Here is a 14,942-nt window from a genome sequence, read left to right on the forward strand (position 1 = left end):
CGCTGACCTCCCCGTCCCCACCGAGCCCCGCACCCGCACCGGTGATCCGCCGCGCGCTGCGCCCGTTCGGCCTCCCCGACCCGTGCCCAACCGCCACAGTGGTGACGGAACGGTCACCGCGGCGACGGCGGGGGGTGCTACGTGGAGGGGCTGGTGCTTCTCGTGGTGCTGGCCGTCACCGTGATCGTCGGAACCACCATCGGCGGTCGGTACCGGGTCGCGCCGCCGGTCCTGCTCATCGGCATGGGCGCGCTGCTGGCCCTGATCCCGCCGCTGTCGCACGTGGTGCTCCAGCCCGAGGTGGTGCTGGTGCTCTTCCTGCCGGCGATCCTCTACCGGGAGGCCCTGACGACCAGCCTGCGCGAGATCCGCGCCAACCTGGTCGTCATCAGCCTGCTCGCCGTGGTGCTGGTGGGGCTCACGATGCTCACCGTGTCGTTCGCCGCGCAGGCGCTCGGCGTCAATCCGGCGGCGGCCTGGGTGCTCGGCGCCGTGCTGGCCCCCACCGACGCCGCCGCGGTCTCCGGCCTCGCCAAGCGAATGCCGCGCCGGCTGCTCACCACCCTGCACGCGGAGAGCCTGATCAACGACGGTACGGCGCTGGTGCTCTTCTCCGTCACCGTCGGCCTGCTCGCCGGCGGCACCGTGCCGTCGGCGCTGGAACTGGCCGGGGAGTTCAGCCTCTCGTTCGTCGGTGGCATCGTCGCCGGGCTGGTCGTCAGCGGTCTGGTGGTGCTGGCGCGCCGCCGCATCGACGACCCGATGCGCGAGGGAGCGCTCAGCGTGCTGACCCCGTTCGCCGCGTTCCTGCTGGCCGAGCAGGCGCACGCGAGCGGCGTACTGGCGGTGGTGGTGGCCGGGCTGGTGCTCTCGTACGCCGGGCCGCGGGTGATCCGGGCCCGTTCCCGGCTGGTGGCGTTCTCCTTCTGGGACCTCTCCACGTTCCTGATCAACGGCGCGCTCTTCGTGCTGCTCGGAATGCAGATTCCCCGGGCGATCCGCAGCGTCACCAGCGTCTCCTTCGGGCGGGCGGCGGTCATCGCGACGGTCGTGACGCTGGTGGTGGTGCTGACCCGGGGCGCGTGGATCCTCCTGTCGCCGTACGCCCTGCGCGCGGTCGACCGCCGCGAGTCGCAGCGCGCTGCCCGGGTGGGGTACCGGATCCGGATCGTCGCCACCTGGACCGGATTCCGCGGCGCGGTCTCGCTCGCGGCCGCACTGGCCGTCCCGCTGACCGCACACGGGCACCAGGTCCTGGAGCGAGATCTGATCATCTTCTGCACCGCCACGGCGATCCTGGCGATCATGTTGGTTCAGGGCACCACCCTGCCGCTGATCATCCGCTGGGCGGGCCTCACCGGGGATCCGAAGCGGTTCGAGGAGGTGCGGCGGGCCCGCGTACGGGCCGGACAGGCGGGGTTGTCGGCGTTGCCGGAGATCGCCGCGCGGGTCGGCGCGGACGACGACGTGGCGGGTCGGGTCCGCACGGACTACGAGGCCCTCCTCGAGGACATCCAGAGCGCGGAGCAGGAGGGGGGCCCGCCACGGGCCAGCGAGCGGGAGCGGCAGCTGCGGCTGGGCCTGATCGAGCACAAACGCCGGGAGATCACCCGGATGCGTGACGCCAACGAGATCGACGACGTCGTGCTGCGTGACCTCCAGGCCGCGCTGGACATCGAGGAGATCCGGCTGCTCGGGCCGGAGGCGCCGCAGTAGCGGAGGGTACGGGTCGGTGAAGGAGAGGAGAGCACGGTGGACGAGGCGGGGAGCAGCACGCCGCTGCACGGGCGCGTCGCCGTGGTCACCGGTGCGGCGCGCGGCATCGGGCGGGCCGCCGCGGTCGCGTTGGCCCGGGCCGGCGCCGACGTCGCCGGAGTGGACATCGCGGGGCCGGTGAGCCCGATCCTGGACTACCCGCCGGCCACCGGCGCGGACCTCGACGAGACGGGCCGGCAGGTCGAGGCGTACGGGCGGCGCTGGCTTGTGCTCACCGCCGACCAGCGCGACGTCCGGCAGGTGCGGGCGGTCGCCGACCGGGTCAGTGACGGGTGGGGCGGGGTGGACATCGTCTTCGCCAACGCCGGCATCCAGGCGTTCAAGCCGCTGCTGGAGATGACCGACCCCGACTGGCACGACCAGATCGACGTGAACTTGACCGGTACGGCAAACGTGCTGCGGGTCTTCGCGCCGCTGCTGCTGCGCCGTGGCGGCGGCCGGATCATCGTCACCTCCTCCACCCAGGGCCACCACGGCACCAAGTTCGGCGCGGCGTACTCGGCGTCGAAGTGGGGCATCATCGGTCTGATGAAGTCGGCGGCGCTGGAGTTCGGCGCGTACGGCATCACGGTCAACGCGGTGATCCCGGGGCTGGTGGACACGGCGTTGACCCGGCACCAGGACCGGTACGCGCAGGCGCTCGCCGAGGCGGGGCGTACCCCGTCGGGTGACGTGACCCGGGACGAGCCGGCCGCGGTGGAGGCGCTGCGCGCCCGTACGCCGCTGGGCGTGCCGTGGGTCGCGCCGGAGGACGTGGCGCCGCTGGTGGTCTTCCTCGCCTCGGACGACGCCCGGATGGTCAGCGGCACCGCCTTCGCCGCCACCGCAGGCGACAGCGCCCACACCACCCCCTGACCCCCTCGGGGGCCTGTCCCCGTCGATCGTGAGGTTGACGGGGGAGTGGATCTCCACATCCCCCGCCAACCTCATGATCGACACGACTGGGCGGGCGGGCGCCGGGTCAGGGGGCGGTCAGGGGGTGGTCCAGGGGGTGGGCGGGGGTGGCGGGGTCACCGGCGGGCGGTCGTCGCAGGTGATGGTGTTCGGCAACTGCCAGTCGGCGAGCCAGCCACCGTCGTTGCCACCGAGGTCGGTGAGGCCGAACTCCGAACCGGCCGGGGTGAAGTGGAAAGAGCCGCAGTTGTTGACGCCGACCGCCCCGACGTGCCGCGCGTCGACGTTCTGGAAGGAGGCGGAGCCAGCCGTACGGGCGCTGACCACCGACGTGCCGGTGCCGTCGACCCGGATGTCGCGGAAGTGCACGTCGCTGATCGAGTAGAGGTCCTTCACCGCCCACTCGCTGACCAGCATGACCGCGTTGTAGGTGCTGTCGAGGTACGCGTCACCGGTCACCTCGACGCGCGCGTCGATGCTGCGATCCAGGGCGTAGAACCAGATCGCGCCGAGCCCGATCTTCCAGTTCAGTTCCCAGGTGCCGGCCCGGACCGTCGTGTTGTCGCTGATCCGCAGGTGACCGGTGAACGGCTCCGCGCCGAAGCGGGACCCGACCTGGATGGCGCTGCCCTCCCGTACCGGGTCGGCGATCAGGTTGCCGGTCACCGTGTTGTCGGCGCCGCCGTAGACGGCGATGCCGTTGGCGAGCACCGGTGACTGCACGGTGTTGCGGGCGAAGGTGTTGCGCGCGTTGGCCGTCTGCTCCGACCACATCGCCAGGCCGTCGTCACCGGTGTTCCGGACGAAGTTGTTCTCGACGAGCGAATCGGTCACGCCGGTGTGGAAGTTCAACGCGTCGGCGATCTGGTCGACGATGATGTTGTCGGTGACGCGTACGTTGCGCATCGGCCCGTCGAACCACAGGCCCACCTTGGTGTGGCGCAGGTACAGGCCGTCGATGGTCGAGTCGCTCATCGCCCCACCGACCGCGTTCACCTGGTCGGTGTCGATCCGTTCCCGCACGTCACCCTCGATGGTGAAGTCGGAGAGGTGGACGTTGCGACTGCCGCCGTCGGCCGCGTCCCGGCCGTAGAAGCCGACGCCGGTGTGCACCGAGCCGTCCGGCGCCGGAGTGGGCAGGGCGACCTCGCGGCCCTTGACGGTCGTGTACCAGTTGCCGGCGCCCTCGATGGTCACGTCGTCGACGATGATGTGCCGGTTGACCTGGTAGGTGCCCGGTGGCAGGTAGACGGGCAGCCCGGTGCGCCGGGCGAACGCGATGGCTCGTTCGATGGCGGGGGCCGCGTCCCGGCGGCCCGTCGGGTCGGCGCCGAAGGCCAGCACGTTCGCGGCGAGCAGGCGTACCTTCGGCGGACCGACCAGCTCCGAGTCGAGCAGGTCGATGACGGTCCACGCGGCGTTGCTGCCCGCCGGGACGGTGAGCCGGATCCGGTCACCGGCCCGGTAGGTGCGGCCGAGCAGCAGCCGCTGCTCGTCGTAGAAGTGGCTGGGCCGGAAGGGCTTCTGGATCACGGGGTACGGGGTGGTCTCCGCCGGCACGCAGGAGCACTCGGTGATCCACCAGTCGGGGTGCAGCAGCTCCGCGTCGGGGTCGTTGGTGAACGGGTACTGGTTGTAGAGCCACGCGTACTGCGAGGTCAGCGTCATCGTGCGGATCCGCTTGCCGTTGCCGGCGACGTCCAGCGGCGCGGTGATGCCACCGCCGGTGGGCGCGTCGGGAATGCTGTAGCGCACCGTGATCGCGTTGGCCGCCGCCGGCAGGGTGAACTCGACGTGCTGGCCAGGGGTCAACCGGACCGCCCGCCGCCCGGACGCCTCCGAGGGCAGCGTGTACGCGTTGCGGTCGGGGCCGATGAGCTGGCCGTTCGTTACCGCGTTCTCCGCCTCCTGCTCCAGGAAGGCGACGCGGGCGCCCCGGCCGGCGACAAGCTGCGGGTCGAGGGCGGCCCGGGTCACCACCGGACCGGCGGCGCGGGCGGCGTCCCGGCTGGTGGCGGCCCCGGCGGGCGCGCCGGCCAGGAGGCCGAGCGCCGTGGCGAGCGCGGTCACGGCGGCGACCGCCGCCCGCCGGCGCCGGTGGCGCGGGAGCGGCAGCTCCGCGCGGATGCTCCGGTTCATGGCAGGGCTCATCTCTTCTCAGTGGTGGGGGTGGTGCGGGGCCCGGCCTCGCCACGGAGGCCGGGGTTCAGGCGGTGTAGACCTCGAGCTGGGAGAGCTGCCCGGCGGGCCAGCCGGTGTTGCCGGTGACGTGGACGCGTACGTACCGGGCCGAGGCAGCGGGGAACGTGAGCGTCACCTGGTTGCCGGTGGCCGGGTCGAAGCGTCGGCCGGCGGAGGCGACGAGGTCGCTCCAGCCGTTGCCGTCGGCGCTGCCCTGCACCGAGAGGGTCTGGGTCCGCGCCGACCAGGCCGCGGCCGGAGGCAGCCGCAGCACGACCCGCCCGATCGTGCCGGTCGCGCCGAGGTCGACCCGCACCCACTGGGGGAAGGCGTTGTTCGCGCTCTCCCAGTAGCTGTCCGGATTGCCGTCGACCACGTTCGCGCTGCCGTACGACTGGGTCTGGCTGCTCTGCGCGGTCGGCCGACCCCGGGCCAGGTCGGTCTGCGCCGCCGGGTCGGTGGTCACCGTGACCGCGTTCGACGGCGGCGACGAGGTGCCGGCCGGGTCCAGCGCCACGACCGTGAAGGTGTACCCGGTGGCGGGGCTCAGCCCGGTGACGGTGGCCGAGGTGCCGCTGGCCGAGGCGATTGTCGTCGTGCCCTGACGGACCTGGTAGCCGGCCACCCCGTCGGCGTCGGTGGAGGCGGACCAGGCGAGCGAGACGCTGGTGGCGGTCCGGCCGGTCACCGTGAGGTTGCCGGGGGCGGTGGGTGGGGTGGGTGTGCCGCCGGCGGCGTACACCTCGACCTGGGAGAGCTGCGCCGCGGGCCATGCGGTGTTCCCGGTGACCGTGACCCGGACGTGCCGGGTGGGGGTGGCCGGCAGCGCGACGGTGGCGGTGTTGCCGGTGGCCGGGTCGAACCGGATCCCGGTCGTCGCGACGAGCGTGCTGAAGGACGACCCGTCGGCGCTGCCCTGCACCGAGATCGTCTGGGTCCGCGCCTCCCACCCCGCGGGCACCGCGAGGACGAGCCGGTTCACCGGATGGCCGGCGCCGAGGTCGACCTGCCACCACTGGGGAAAGGCGTTGTTGGTCGTCTCCCAGTAGCTGCCCCGGTCGCCGTCGACCGCGTTGCCGGCTACGTACGGCCCGTGCTGGCTGCTCGCCGTGGCCGGTCGGCCGGCGGCCAGGTTGCCGCTCGGCGGCGGACCGCCTCCGATGACCGGCGGGGTCGGGCGTACCGGGGTGAGCGGGAGCTGCCCCTTGAACATCCCCCCACCGTCGGCGGTGATCCGCAGATAGTAGTCGGACGAGCAGAAGGTGCCGTCCTCGTCGAGCGCGCGGATGCCCGCCCCGGCGGGCGTGCTCTCCTGCGTCTCGGAGGTCTTGGCGATCTGGTTGCCCTCGTTGAACTCGTCGAACATCGAGACGTAGAGCCCCTGCGCGCCGAGGCGGGTCAGGTTGTAGAGGTGCCGCCAGTAGAAGTCGCCGTGCCGGCGGTGCCCGGACGAGAGGTCACCGGGCATGACGCAGGGTTGGTAGTCGATGCCGTGCCAGGCGCAGTCGGCGAGGTCGGGCACGTTGACGTTGGTGTGGAACCAGTCCAGCCCGTCGAGGGTGCCGGTCCGCCCGACCATCCAGGGGGAGATCATGTCGAAGGCGCGGTAGACCTCGCCGAAGCCCGGCCGGGAGTCGTTGATGCCCTGCCGCCAGTAGGTGGGCACACCGCCGATGACGTAGCAGCCCTGCGCCTTGAACCACTGGACCACGTCGAGGCAGGGCGCGGGGGCGAACGGGCGCCCGTCGTCGTCGAAGCCGAACCCCCAGACGCAGACCACCGGTCGGCCGTTCTGCCGCGCGTACGCCGGCGACGCGGTGTGCGCCGACATCTTCGTCGTCCAGTCCTGCTTGATCTGGGACTGCATCGACGTCCAGCCGGTGACGTCGTACATGATGTAGAACTTGCGGCCGAACCGCTCGGCGGCGCTACGGACCTTCACCGTCATGGCGTCGCGGGTCGGCCCCTCGTCGCCGAACGGGTTGAACCGTTGGAGGGCCGCGGTGTCGCAGCCGTGCTCCTGCATCCACCGGAAGTGGGTGTCGACCGTCTGCTGGTCGTAGGAGGAGAAGAGCTGGGCCGGCTGGCCGTTGCCGAGGTCGGGGTAGGCGGTGGTGTAGCCGTGGGTGTAGTCCCGCAGGTCCGGCCAGGACACGATGGTGGTGTTCGCCGGTGACGGGGGCTGGAAGCGATCCCGGCTCCAGTGCCACCAGCCACCGATCGGCGCGCCGTCGCCCGGGCAGCTGAACCAGCCCTGGTAGCCGACGGTGATCTTGCCGACCACGTCGCCGGGCGGGCTGGCCGCGGTGGCCGGGGCGGGCGCGGTCAGGTCGGGAAGGGTGGCGAGCGCGGATCCCGCCGCCACGGAGCCGATCAGGGTGCGACGGGTGAGTGCCATGGGGATGGCTCCTTCGCCGGTCGGAGGAATTGACGGCCATCATGCCAGCCCGCGACTTTGCATCGCAATAGCCCGACTGCCTTATGAAAGATCACGTCGGCCGCGTTGTAAGAAGTGGATGAGATGCGTCCACGGGGTCGATGAGCCGTACTGTCGGCGGGTAGGGGACGGCGCGGGTGGGACCGGGTGACACGCGATGGCGATGGCGGCGGACGGCAGCGCCGAGACGGCTCGGGAATCCGAACGCCCGTTCTTCGTGGAGCTCTTCCTCGACCTGGTCTACGTCTTCGCGCTGGTCTCGCTGGCCAAGACGTTGGTGAACGACCTGAGCTGGACGGGCATCGCCCGGACGCTGGTGCTGCTCTTCGCGTTGGCGCTGATCTGGGCGTTGACGACGTGGGTCGGCGGCACCTCGGGCCTGGAGCGCGCGTCCGTACAGTCGCACATCATCGGCGTGGCGGCGGCGAGTCTGCTGCTGGCCGCTGTCGTGCCCGGCGCGTTCCACGATCGCGGGTTGCTCTTCGCGGGCACCTATCTCTTCATCCACTTCGGCTCGATCTCCTACTTCCTGTTCTTCGCCAGGGACCCGGCCGGACCACGGCGCAGCGGCAGAATCGCCTTCTGGGAGGCGGTGGCGGCGATCGGTTGGATCACCGGCGCGCTCTCAGACGGCCCGGCGCGGTTGGGGCTCTGGGCGCTGGCGATCGCGATCGAGTACGCTGCCGGCGCCTTCGGTTGGCCGGTCCCCGGGCTCGGTCGCTCGCAGTCGCTGGAATGGCGGCTGGGGGGCGGGCGGGTGCCCGAGCGGTACCGGCAGTTCATCGTGGTCGCCTTCGGAGCCGCCGTCCTCACCACCGGGACGACGTTCAGCCAGCACGAGTACACGCTGGACCGCGGTTATGCCCTCGTGGTGGTCTTCACCATCGTGGTGCTGATGTGGCGGATCTACATCTACCGGGCGGGCGAACTGCTGACCGAGGCGATCGCCCGGTCGGCGGACCCGGCCCTGCTCATCCGCGCCGCCGCGGTCTGCCACCTGGCGATGGTGGCCGGCATCGTCGGCGGGGCGGTGGCCGGCGAACTCGTCGTGGCGCGCCCGTTCGGCGACACGCCGCCGTCCTGGGCCGCCGTCCTCCTCGGCGGACCGGCGCTGTACCTGATCGGCCGGGCGCTGCTCGACTACACCGTGTTCGGGAGGATCTCCCGCTCCCGGGTGGTCGGGCTGGTGCTGCTGTGCGCTATCGCGCCGGCCTCGGCGCTGCTCCCGCCGATCCTGGTCGCGCTGCTCGCCATGGTCGTCCTCGCCCTGATCGCCGCGGCTAACCTGGTCTCCACCCGGCTGCACGCCCGCACGCCGGCGCCGCCGGCGCTCGGCTGAGCGTCCTGCTCCCACGGCCACCGGTCGGTCGGAACGTCCGGCCGACTCGGCGGGTCAACCGGTCGGGACGCCGACCAGCCGTGAGCGGGGCGCCGCCGACTCTCCGACCAGGATGACCAGCAGAACCAGGTTCGGCACCACGAGGACGCCCAACGGCGGGAGCATGGCCACCGCCGGAGCGAGGGCGCCGAGCGCCACCACGCCAAGGGCCCGGGACCAGAGCAGCCGGCCGGTCAGCACCGCGTCGAAGAGGCAGCTGCCGACCAGGAAGATCGCCGGCCCGCCGAGGGCGACGGCCGTCCATGCGGCCGGCGTGGGGCCGAGTGGCCGTTCGATCACCAGCGAGAAGCTCATCGAGGTCACCAGCACGCCGGCCACCATCACGAGATGGCTGTACGACGTGGAGGTGCCGGGCCGCACCCGTTCGACCGCCGTGAGCCCGGATGGGGCGAGGAGTTGCTGCGCCCGCTGGAAGTAGAGCCGGAGGAAAAGAATCCCGCCGCTGAACGCGACAGCGGCGGACGTGACCTCCGCTGCCGTGAAGTCGCTCGTGCTCAGCCCGAGGCCGATGGTGAGGATCAGCTCACCGACCGCGATGAGGTAGATCTGCTGGTGCCGTTCCGACAGGTGCGAGCCGGTGAAGATCTGACTGGCCAGCTCGGTGCGCCCGAGTCTCGGGGTCGGCCAACCGATTCGGGCCGAGCCGAGGTCGACGGCGACCGCGACCGCCCAGAGCGCCAGCCGTGCCGTCCCCGCCATCAGCGCCCCGACCACCCAGGGGGTGGCGGTGACGATGAACCAGAAGAACACCCGTACGCTGCGCGCCTGGATCGGATGGTTCACCCGCGTTCCGGGGATCAGCACGGCGTCGCGGACCACGTGGATGCCGAAGTACCCGGTGACGAAGAGCCAGCCGTACCCGTCGAAAGCTTGCGGCACCGCGATCGCCATCACCAGCGTCCCGAACATGACCAGCAGGACCGTCGCCTGGATGATCGGCAGCCGCGGATTGAACAGGTCGGTGAGCCACGCCGTGAGCACCCAGACCCACCACGCCGCCATCAGTAGGACGGCCGTCTCGGCCGCGCCCCGCAGGGTGAGGTCTTCGGCGAGCCCAGCGGCGATCCGGGAGAGCATGAAGATGTAGGTGACGTCGAAGAAGAGCTCCAGGAAGGTCGGATACCCGGGCTCGCCGCGCCGACGCAGGATGCGGGGGAGCGGAGCAGAGGTCACCGCGTCTGCCTCCTCTGACGCGCACCGTGGACGCCGTGACCGGTGAGGGCCACTGCCAACGTATCCACCACCGCCGGGTGGCGGACCGGGAACGCTGCTCGTCACCCCCGCGGGACCGGTGATTTCGCCGATGCGTTGAGCAGCATCGTCGCTGAGACTGATGCACGTCGATATACCTCCGACCGCCAGGGAGTGCCCGACGTGTCCTCACCCACCACCCACCCCCGCTCCGTGCTGTCCCGCGTCGCCCGTACGGCGATGGCCGCCGCGCTGGTCGCGGCGGGCGCCCTCGCCGCGTCGGCCGGCCCGGTCCAGGCCGCCGAGAACCCGTACGAGCGCGGCCCGGCCCCGACCGTCGCCTTGCTGGAGGCGAGCCGTGGCCCCTTCAGCACGGGTTCCCAGACCGTCTCCTCGCTGAGCGTCACCGGCTTCGGCGGCGGCGTCATCTACTACCCGACCGACACCAGCCAGGGCACCTTCGGCGCGATCGCCATCTCGCCCGGCTACACCGCGGCCTGGTCCAGCATCAGCTGGCTCGGGCCGCGAATCGCCTCGCACGGTTTCGTGGTGATCGGCATCGAGACCAACTCCCGGCTCGACCAGCCCGCGAGTCGAGGTCGGCAGCTGCTCGCCGCGCTCGACTACCTGGTCGAGCGGAGCTCGGTGCGCACTCGCATCGACGGCTCGCGGCTCGCCGTGGCCGGTCACTCGATGGGCGGCGGCGGCAGCCTGGAGGCGGCCGCGTCCCGGCCGTCGCTGCAGGCCGCCGTGCCGCTCGCTCCGTGGAACCTGGACAAGACCTGGAACACGCTCCAGGTGCCCACGCTGATCGTCGGCGGTGAGAACGACTCCGTCGCCCCGGTCGCCAGTCACTCGATCCCGTTCTACAACAGCATCCCGGCGTCGGCGGAGAAGGCCTACCTGGAGTTGAACGGCGCGAGCCACTTCTTCCCCCAGACGGTGAACACGCCGACGGCCCGGCAGGCCGTGGCCTGGTTGAAGCGGTTCGTCGACGACGACACCCGCTACGAGCAGTTCCTGTGCCCCGGCCCGAGTGGGGTGCAGATCGAGGAGTACCGCAACACCTGCCCCAGCACCTGACCATCCAGGGGCGGGGCGGCCGAACCCCGGCCGCCCCGCCCCTGCCCCGCCCCGTTGATCATGAAGTTATTGCGCTCGGCGACGGCGTGTCGCGGTAACAACTTCATGATCAACGAGGTGATCCGCGGGGGCGGGAGCTCGCCGGTGTGCGTCCGGTCGGAAGTTCTGGTGGTTCGGCCGTCCGGAGGCTGGCGCGCCGCTCGAAACGGCGATTGGATCGAAACATCGAAAGTATTGACGCGGTATCCGAGAAAAGTACACTGCGAGTGTAAATAGCGACCCGCCACGACCCGGGAGATGGGTGATGGAGGAAGGCCTCGCGCTGCACCACATCGGAGTGCGCTTCGGCGGCCTCACCGCCCTCGACGACGTCTCCCTGCGGGTGCCCCCCGGCCGGGTGGTGGGCGTGATCGGCCCCAACGGCGCCGGCAAGACCACGCTGTTCAACGTGATCTGCGGATTCGTCGCGCCGGAGACCGGTTCGATCACCCTCGACGGTCGGCCGCTGCGGCCGCGTCCGCACCGGCTGACCCGGCTCGGCATCGCCCGGACGCTGCAGGGCACCGGGCTCTTCGCCGGACTGACCGTCCTGGAGAACGTGATGGCCGGCGCCTCGCACACCGCCCGCGCCGGCTTCCTCCCGGCCCTGCTCGGGCTGCCGCGCAGCGACCGCGACGAGGCCCGGCTGCGCCGGCACGCCCTCGACGTCCTCGACGAGCTGGGAGTCGCCGCGCACGCCGACGCCGCGCCGGGCACGCTCCCCTTCGCCGTACGCCAGCGGGTCGCCCTGGCCCGCGCCTTCGCCGCCCGGCCCCGGCTGCTCCTGCTCGACGAGCCCGCCGGCGGCCTCGGCGGCGAGGACATCGCCGAGCTGGCCGAGCTGATCCGGCAGCTGCCGCAGCGCGACGCCGACCCGTGCGCCGTGCTGCTGGTGGAGCACCACATGGACCTGGTGATGTCGGTCTGCGACGAGCTGGTGGTGCTCGACTTCGGTCGGGTGATCGCCGCCGGCACCCCCGACGAGGTCCGCGACGACCCGGCGGTCACCGACGCCTACCTCGGCGCCTCCGTCGACGAGGCGGCGGCATGAGCGAGCGCAGCGAGCGAATCATTCGGTGCTGTGCGGTTGAGTCTCGTGCCGTCGCCGACCGGAGGGAGGTGGCGGCATGAGCGAACGCGGCGAGCGAATCATTCGGTGCTGTGCGGTTGAGTCTCGTGGCGTCGCCGACCGGAGGGAGGTGGCGGCATGAGCGAGCGCGGCGATCTGCTGATGGTGCGGGACGTGGTGGCGGGCTACGGCGCCGCCCCGGTGCTGCACGCCATCGACCTCACCGTGCCCGCCGGCACGATCGCGGCGGTGGTCGGCGCGAACGGCGCCGGCAAGACCACCCTGCTGCGCACGATCTCCGGCGTGCTGCGTCCGCAGGCCGGCCGGATCCAGCTGGCCGGGGAGGACCTGCGGGGCGTCCCGGTGGAGCGGCTGGTGCAGCGCGGCATGGCGCACGTGCCGGAGGGGCGCGGCGTGATCGGCGAGCTCACCGTCGACGAGAACCTGCGCCTCGGCGGGCTGTGGCGGCGCGACCGGGCCGACGCCGCTCGCGCCCTGGAGGAGGTCTACCAGCTCTTCGAGCCGTTGGCCCGGCGGCGGCGTCACCTCGGTCACCAACTCTCCGGTGGTGAGCGGCAGATGCTCGCGCTCGGCCGGGCGCTGGTCGGGCGGCCCCGCCTGCTGCTGCTCGACGAGCCGTCGCTCGGGCTCGCGCCGCGGGTGGTCGCCCGCATCATGGCCCTGCTGCGGCAGCTGCGCGACGACACCGGGCTCACCGTGCTGCTCGTCGAGCAGAACGTCCGCAGCGCGCTCTCCGTGGCCGACCAGGGCGTGGTGATGTCCCTCGGCCGGGTCGTCACCACCGCCCCCGCCGCCGACCTGCGCGACGACGTCGACCTGCGTCACGCCTACCTCGGTTTCTGACCATCCTGGAGGGAGAACCTTGGACCGCTTCGTCTTCCTCACCCTGGACGGCCTGTCCCGGGGAGCGGTCTACGCCGCGTTCGCGCTCGCCCTGGTGCTGATCTGGCGGGCCGCGCGGGTCGTCAACTTCGCCCAGGGCGCGATGGCCGTCGCCGCGGCGTACGTGGCCTACAGCGTCGCCTCGGCCACCGGCTCGTACTGGCTGGGTTTCGTGGTCGCGCTCGTGGCCGGGCTGGCGCTCGGCGCGCTGGTCGACCGGGCCGTGATGCGGTACGTCGACCACGCCTCACCGCTGAACCCGGTGATCGTCGCGCTCGGGCTGGTGCTGCTGATCCAGGCCGTCCTCGGCATGGTCTACGGCAGCGAGTTCCGCCCCGCCGAGGTGCCCTTCTCCCGCGGCGCGTTCACCGTCGGCGGGTTCGCCGTGCTCTCCCCGTACGACCTGTTCGTCTTCGGTGCGGTCGCGGTGGTGGTCTGCGCGCTCGCGTGGATCTTCGCGCGGACCGCGATCGGCCTGCGGATGCGGGCCGCGGCGTTCGCTCCCGAGGTGTCGCGCCTGCTCGGGGTGAACGTCGGCGGCATGCTCACCCTCGGGTGGGCGCTCGCGTCGGGGGTGGGCGCGCTGGCCGCGATGCTGGTCATCCCGACCGAGCTCGGTCTGCATCCGCACGCCATGGACCTGGTCTTCGTCTCCTCGTTCACCGCGGCGGTGGTCGGCGGGCTGGACAGCCCACCAGGCGCGCTGGTCGGTGGTCTGGTGGTGGGGCTGGTGCTCTCCTACGTGAGCGGCTACGCCGGCAGCGATCTCACCCCGCTGGCGGTGCTGGTGCTGCTGCTGGCGGTGCTCCTGGTCCGTCCCGGCGGTCTCTTCGCCCCGGTCGCGGCGAGGCGGGTGTGAGCGCCACCTCGGCGGCGACGCCGCCACAGCAGCGGGCGACCGGCGGGGCCGGTCGGCCGGCCGATCCGCGCCGGGGCAGCACCCTGCTGCGTCACCTCGCCGTCGCGGCGGTGGCCGGCCTGCTGCTGCTCGGGTTGAGCTACGCGGTCGAGCCGTTCCGCAACTTCCAGATCGCCACTGTGGCGGCGTACCTCTGCGCCACCGCCGGGCTGACCGTGCTCACCGGGCTCAACGGGCAGCTGTCGCTGGGGCACGGGGCGCTGATGGCCACCGGCGCGTACACCGTCGCGTTGTGCCAGAACGCCTTCTACGACCGGGGCGCCACCGGCGGTCTGCTGCTGCTCGTCTCGCTGGCCGCCGCGGTCGTCGTCACGGTCGCGGTGGGTGCCGTGGTGGGGGTGGCCGCGGCCCGGCTGCGCGGCCCCTACCTGGCCGGTGTCACCCTCGCGGTCGCGGTCGTGGTGCCGGCGCTCACCGTCACGTTCAACGGCGTGTTCAACGGTGAGCAGGGCCTGTCGGTGCCGGTCGAGCCGCCGCCGCTGGCGCTCGGCGCGTACTTCCCGTACGAGCGGTGGCAGCTCTGGATCGCCGGCGCGGCCACGCTGCTCACCCTGCTGCTCCTGGCGAACCTGGTGCGCAGCCGGTACGGCCGGACGTTCCGGGCGGTGCGCGACGACGAGGTGGCCGCCCGCCTCGCCGGCATCCACGTCGCCCGCACCCAGGTCCTGGCGTTCGTGGTCAGCGCCGCGACCGCCGGCCTCGGCGGGGCGCTGCTGGCGGTGCTCGCGCAGAGCGTCTCCCCGGGCGCGTTCGGGCTCACCCTCTCGCTCTTCCTGCTCATGGCCGTGGTGATCGGTGGCCTGGGACGGCTCGCCGGCGCGGTGTGGGGCGCCGTCCTGCTCGTCGCGTTGCCGGACCTCAGCCACTCGGTGACCGACCAGCTGACCCTCTCGGCGGCGGCGGCGCAGCGACTGGAAGGCAACCTCCCGCTGGCGATCTTCGGGATCACCCTGGTCGTGGTCATGCTCGTCGCCCCCGGCGGCGTGCAGGGCCTGCTGTCCCGGCTCGGCCGCGCGCTGCTCGCCCGCTGGCGGGCGCGCCGCTCCTGAGC

General features: G+C 72.2%; 11 protein-coding genes. 8 read left to right on the top strand and 3 right to left on the bottom strand.

Going from position 1 to position 14,942, the window contains the following annotated elements; all coding sequences use genetic code 11:
- The first annotated feature begins 153 nt into the window (after nucleotides 1-153).
- A complete protein-coding gene (locus tag D7044_RS18925) occupies nucleotides 154-1,716 on the top strand; it encodes a Na+/H+ antiporter (RefSeq protein WP_120675336.1) in 1,563 nt (520 codons plus the stop codon).
- A 36-nt stretch (nucleotides 1,717-1,752) separates the two neighbouring features.
- Nucleotides 1,753-2,631: an SDR family NAD(P)-dependent oxidoreductase gene (locus D7044_RS18930; protein ID WP_233565041.1), complete on the top strand. Its 879-nt coding sequence runs from the start codon at nucleotides 1,753-1,755 to the stop codon at nucleotides 2,629-2,631.
- A gap of 117 nt (nucleotides 2,632-2,748) precedes the next feature.
- On the opposite strand, the gene D7044_RS18935 is transcribed toward D7044_RS18930, so the two are convergent.
- Nucleotides 2,749-4,809 (bottom strand): glycosyl hydrolase family 28-related protein, encoded by a 2,061-nt coding sequence (locus D7044_RS18935; RefSeq protein WP_199716685.1) that lies wholly within the window; start codon nucleotides 4,807-4,809, stop codon nucleotides 2,749-2,751.
- 67 nt (nucleotides 4,810-4,876) lie between these two features.
- Nucleotides 4,877-7,249, bottom strand: coding sequence for a galactose-binding domain-containing protein (locus tag D7044_RS18940; RefSeq protein ID WP_120689709.1), 2,373 nt, complete (start codon nucleotides 7,247-7,249; stop codon nucleotides 4,877-4,879).
- A gap of 196 nt (nucleotides 7,250-7,445) precedes the next feature.
- On the opposite strand from D7044_RS18940, the gene D7044_RS18945 reads away from it, so the two are divergent.
- Nucleotides 7,446-8,627, top strand: a complete 1,182-nt coding sequence (locus D7044_RS18945) for a low temperature requirement protein A (RefSeq protein WP_120689710.1) — start codon at nucleotides 7,446-7,448, stop codon at nucleotides 8,625-8,627.
- Nucleotides 8,628-8,681: 54 nt separating this feature from the next.
- Here the strand turns inward: D7044_RS18945 and D7044_RS18950 are convergent, their stop codons facing one another.
- Nucleotides 8,682-9,860 carry a low temperature requirement protein A gene (locus D7044_RS18950; RefSeq protein WP_120689711.1) on the bottom strand — a complete coding sequence of 393 codons (1,179 nt, stop codon included), beginning with the start codon at nucleotides 9,858-9,860 and terminating at the stop codon, nucleotides 8,682-8,684.
- A gap of 258 nt (nucleotides 9,861-10,118) precedes the next feature.
- Between D7044_RS18950 and D7044_RS18955 the strand changes: the two genes are divergently transcribed.
- The 5 genes from D7044_RS18955 (at nucleotide 10,119) to D7044_RS18975 (ending at nucleotide 14,940) form a co-directional block, all read left to right on the top strand.
- On the top strand, nucleotides 10,119-10,961 hold the full coding sequence (locus tag D7044_RS18955; RefSeq protein ID WP_120689848.1) for an alpha/beta hydrolase family protein: 843 nt from the start codon (nucleotides 10,119-10,121) through the stop codon (nucleotides 10,959-10,961).
- A gap of 304 nt (nucleotides 10,962-11,265) precedes the next feature.
- Nucleotides 11,266-12,051, top strand: coding sequence for an ABC transporter ATP-binding protein (locus D7044_RS18960; protein WP_120689712.1), 786 nt, complete (start codon nucleotides 11,266-11,268; stop codon nucleotides 12,049-12,051).
- 156 nt (nucleotides 12,052-12,207) lie between these two features.
- The gene (locus tag D7044_RS18965; protein WP_199716686.1) at nucleotides 12,208-12,933 is read left to right on the top strand and encodes an ABC transporter ATP-binding protein; all 726 of its coding nucleotides are present in this window, start codon (nucleotides 12,208-12,210) and stop codon (nucleotides 12,931-12,933) included.
- 19 nt (nucleotides 12,934-12,952) lie between these two features.
- Nucleotides 12,953-13,831, top strand: coding sequence for a branched-chain amino acid ABC transporter permease (locus tag D7044_RS18970; RefSeq protein ID WP_120689713.1), 879 nt, complete (start codon nucleotides 12,953-12,955; stop codon nucleotides 13,829-13,831).
- Complete coding sequence (locus tag D7044_RS18975; protein ID WP_120689714.1) at nucleotides 13,828-14,940, top strand: branched-chain amino acid ABC transporter permease; 1,113 nt, start codon at nucleotides 13,828-13,830, stop codon at nucleotides 14,938-14,940. Before D7044_RS18970 ends, D7044_RS18975 begins: the two co-directional genes overlap by 4 nt.
- The last annotated feature ends 2 nt before the right edge of the window (nucleotides 14,941-14,942 follow it).

Origin of the sequence: Micromonospora musae (genome assembly GCF_003626635.1) — a bacterium.
Classification (GTDB): Bacteria; Actinomycetota; Actinomycetes; order Mycobacteriales; family Micromonosporaceae; genus Micromonospora; species Micromonospora musae.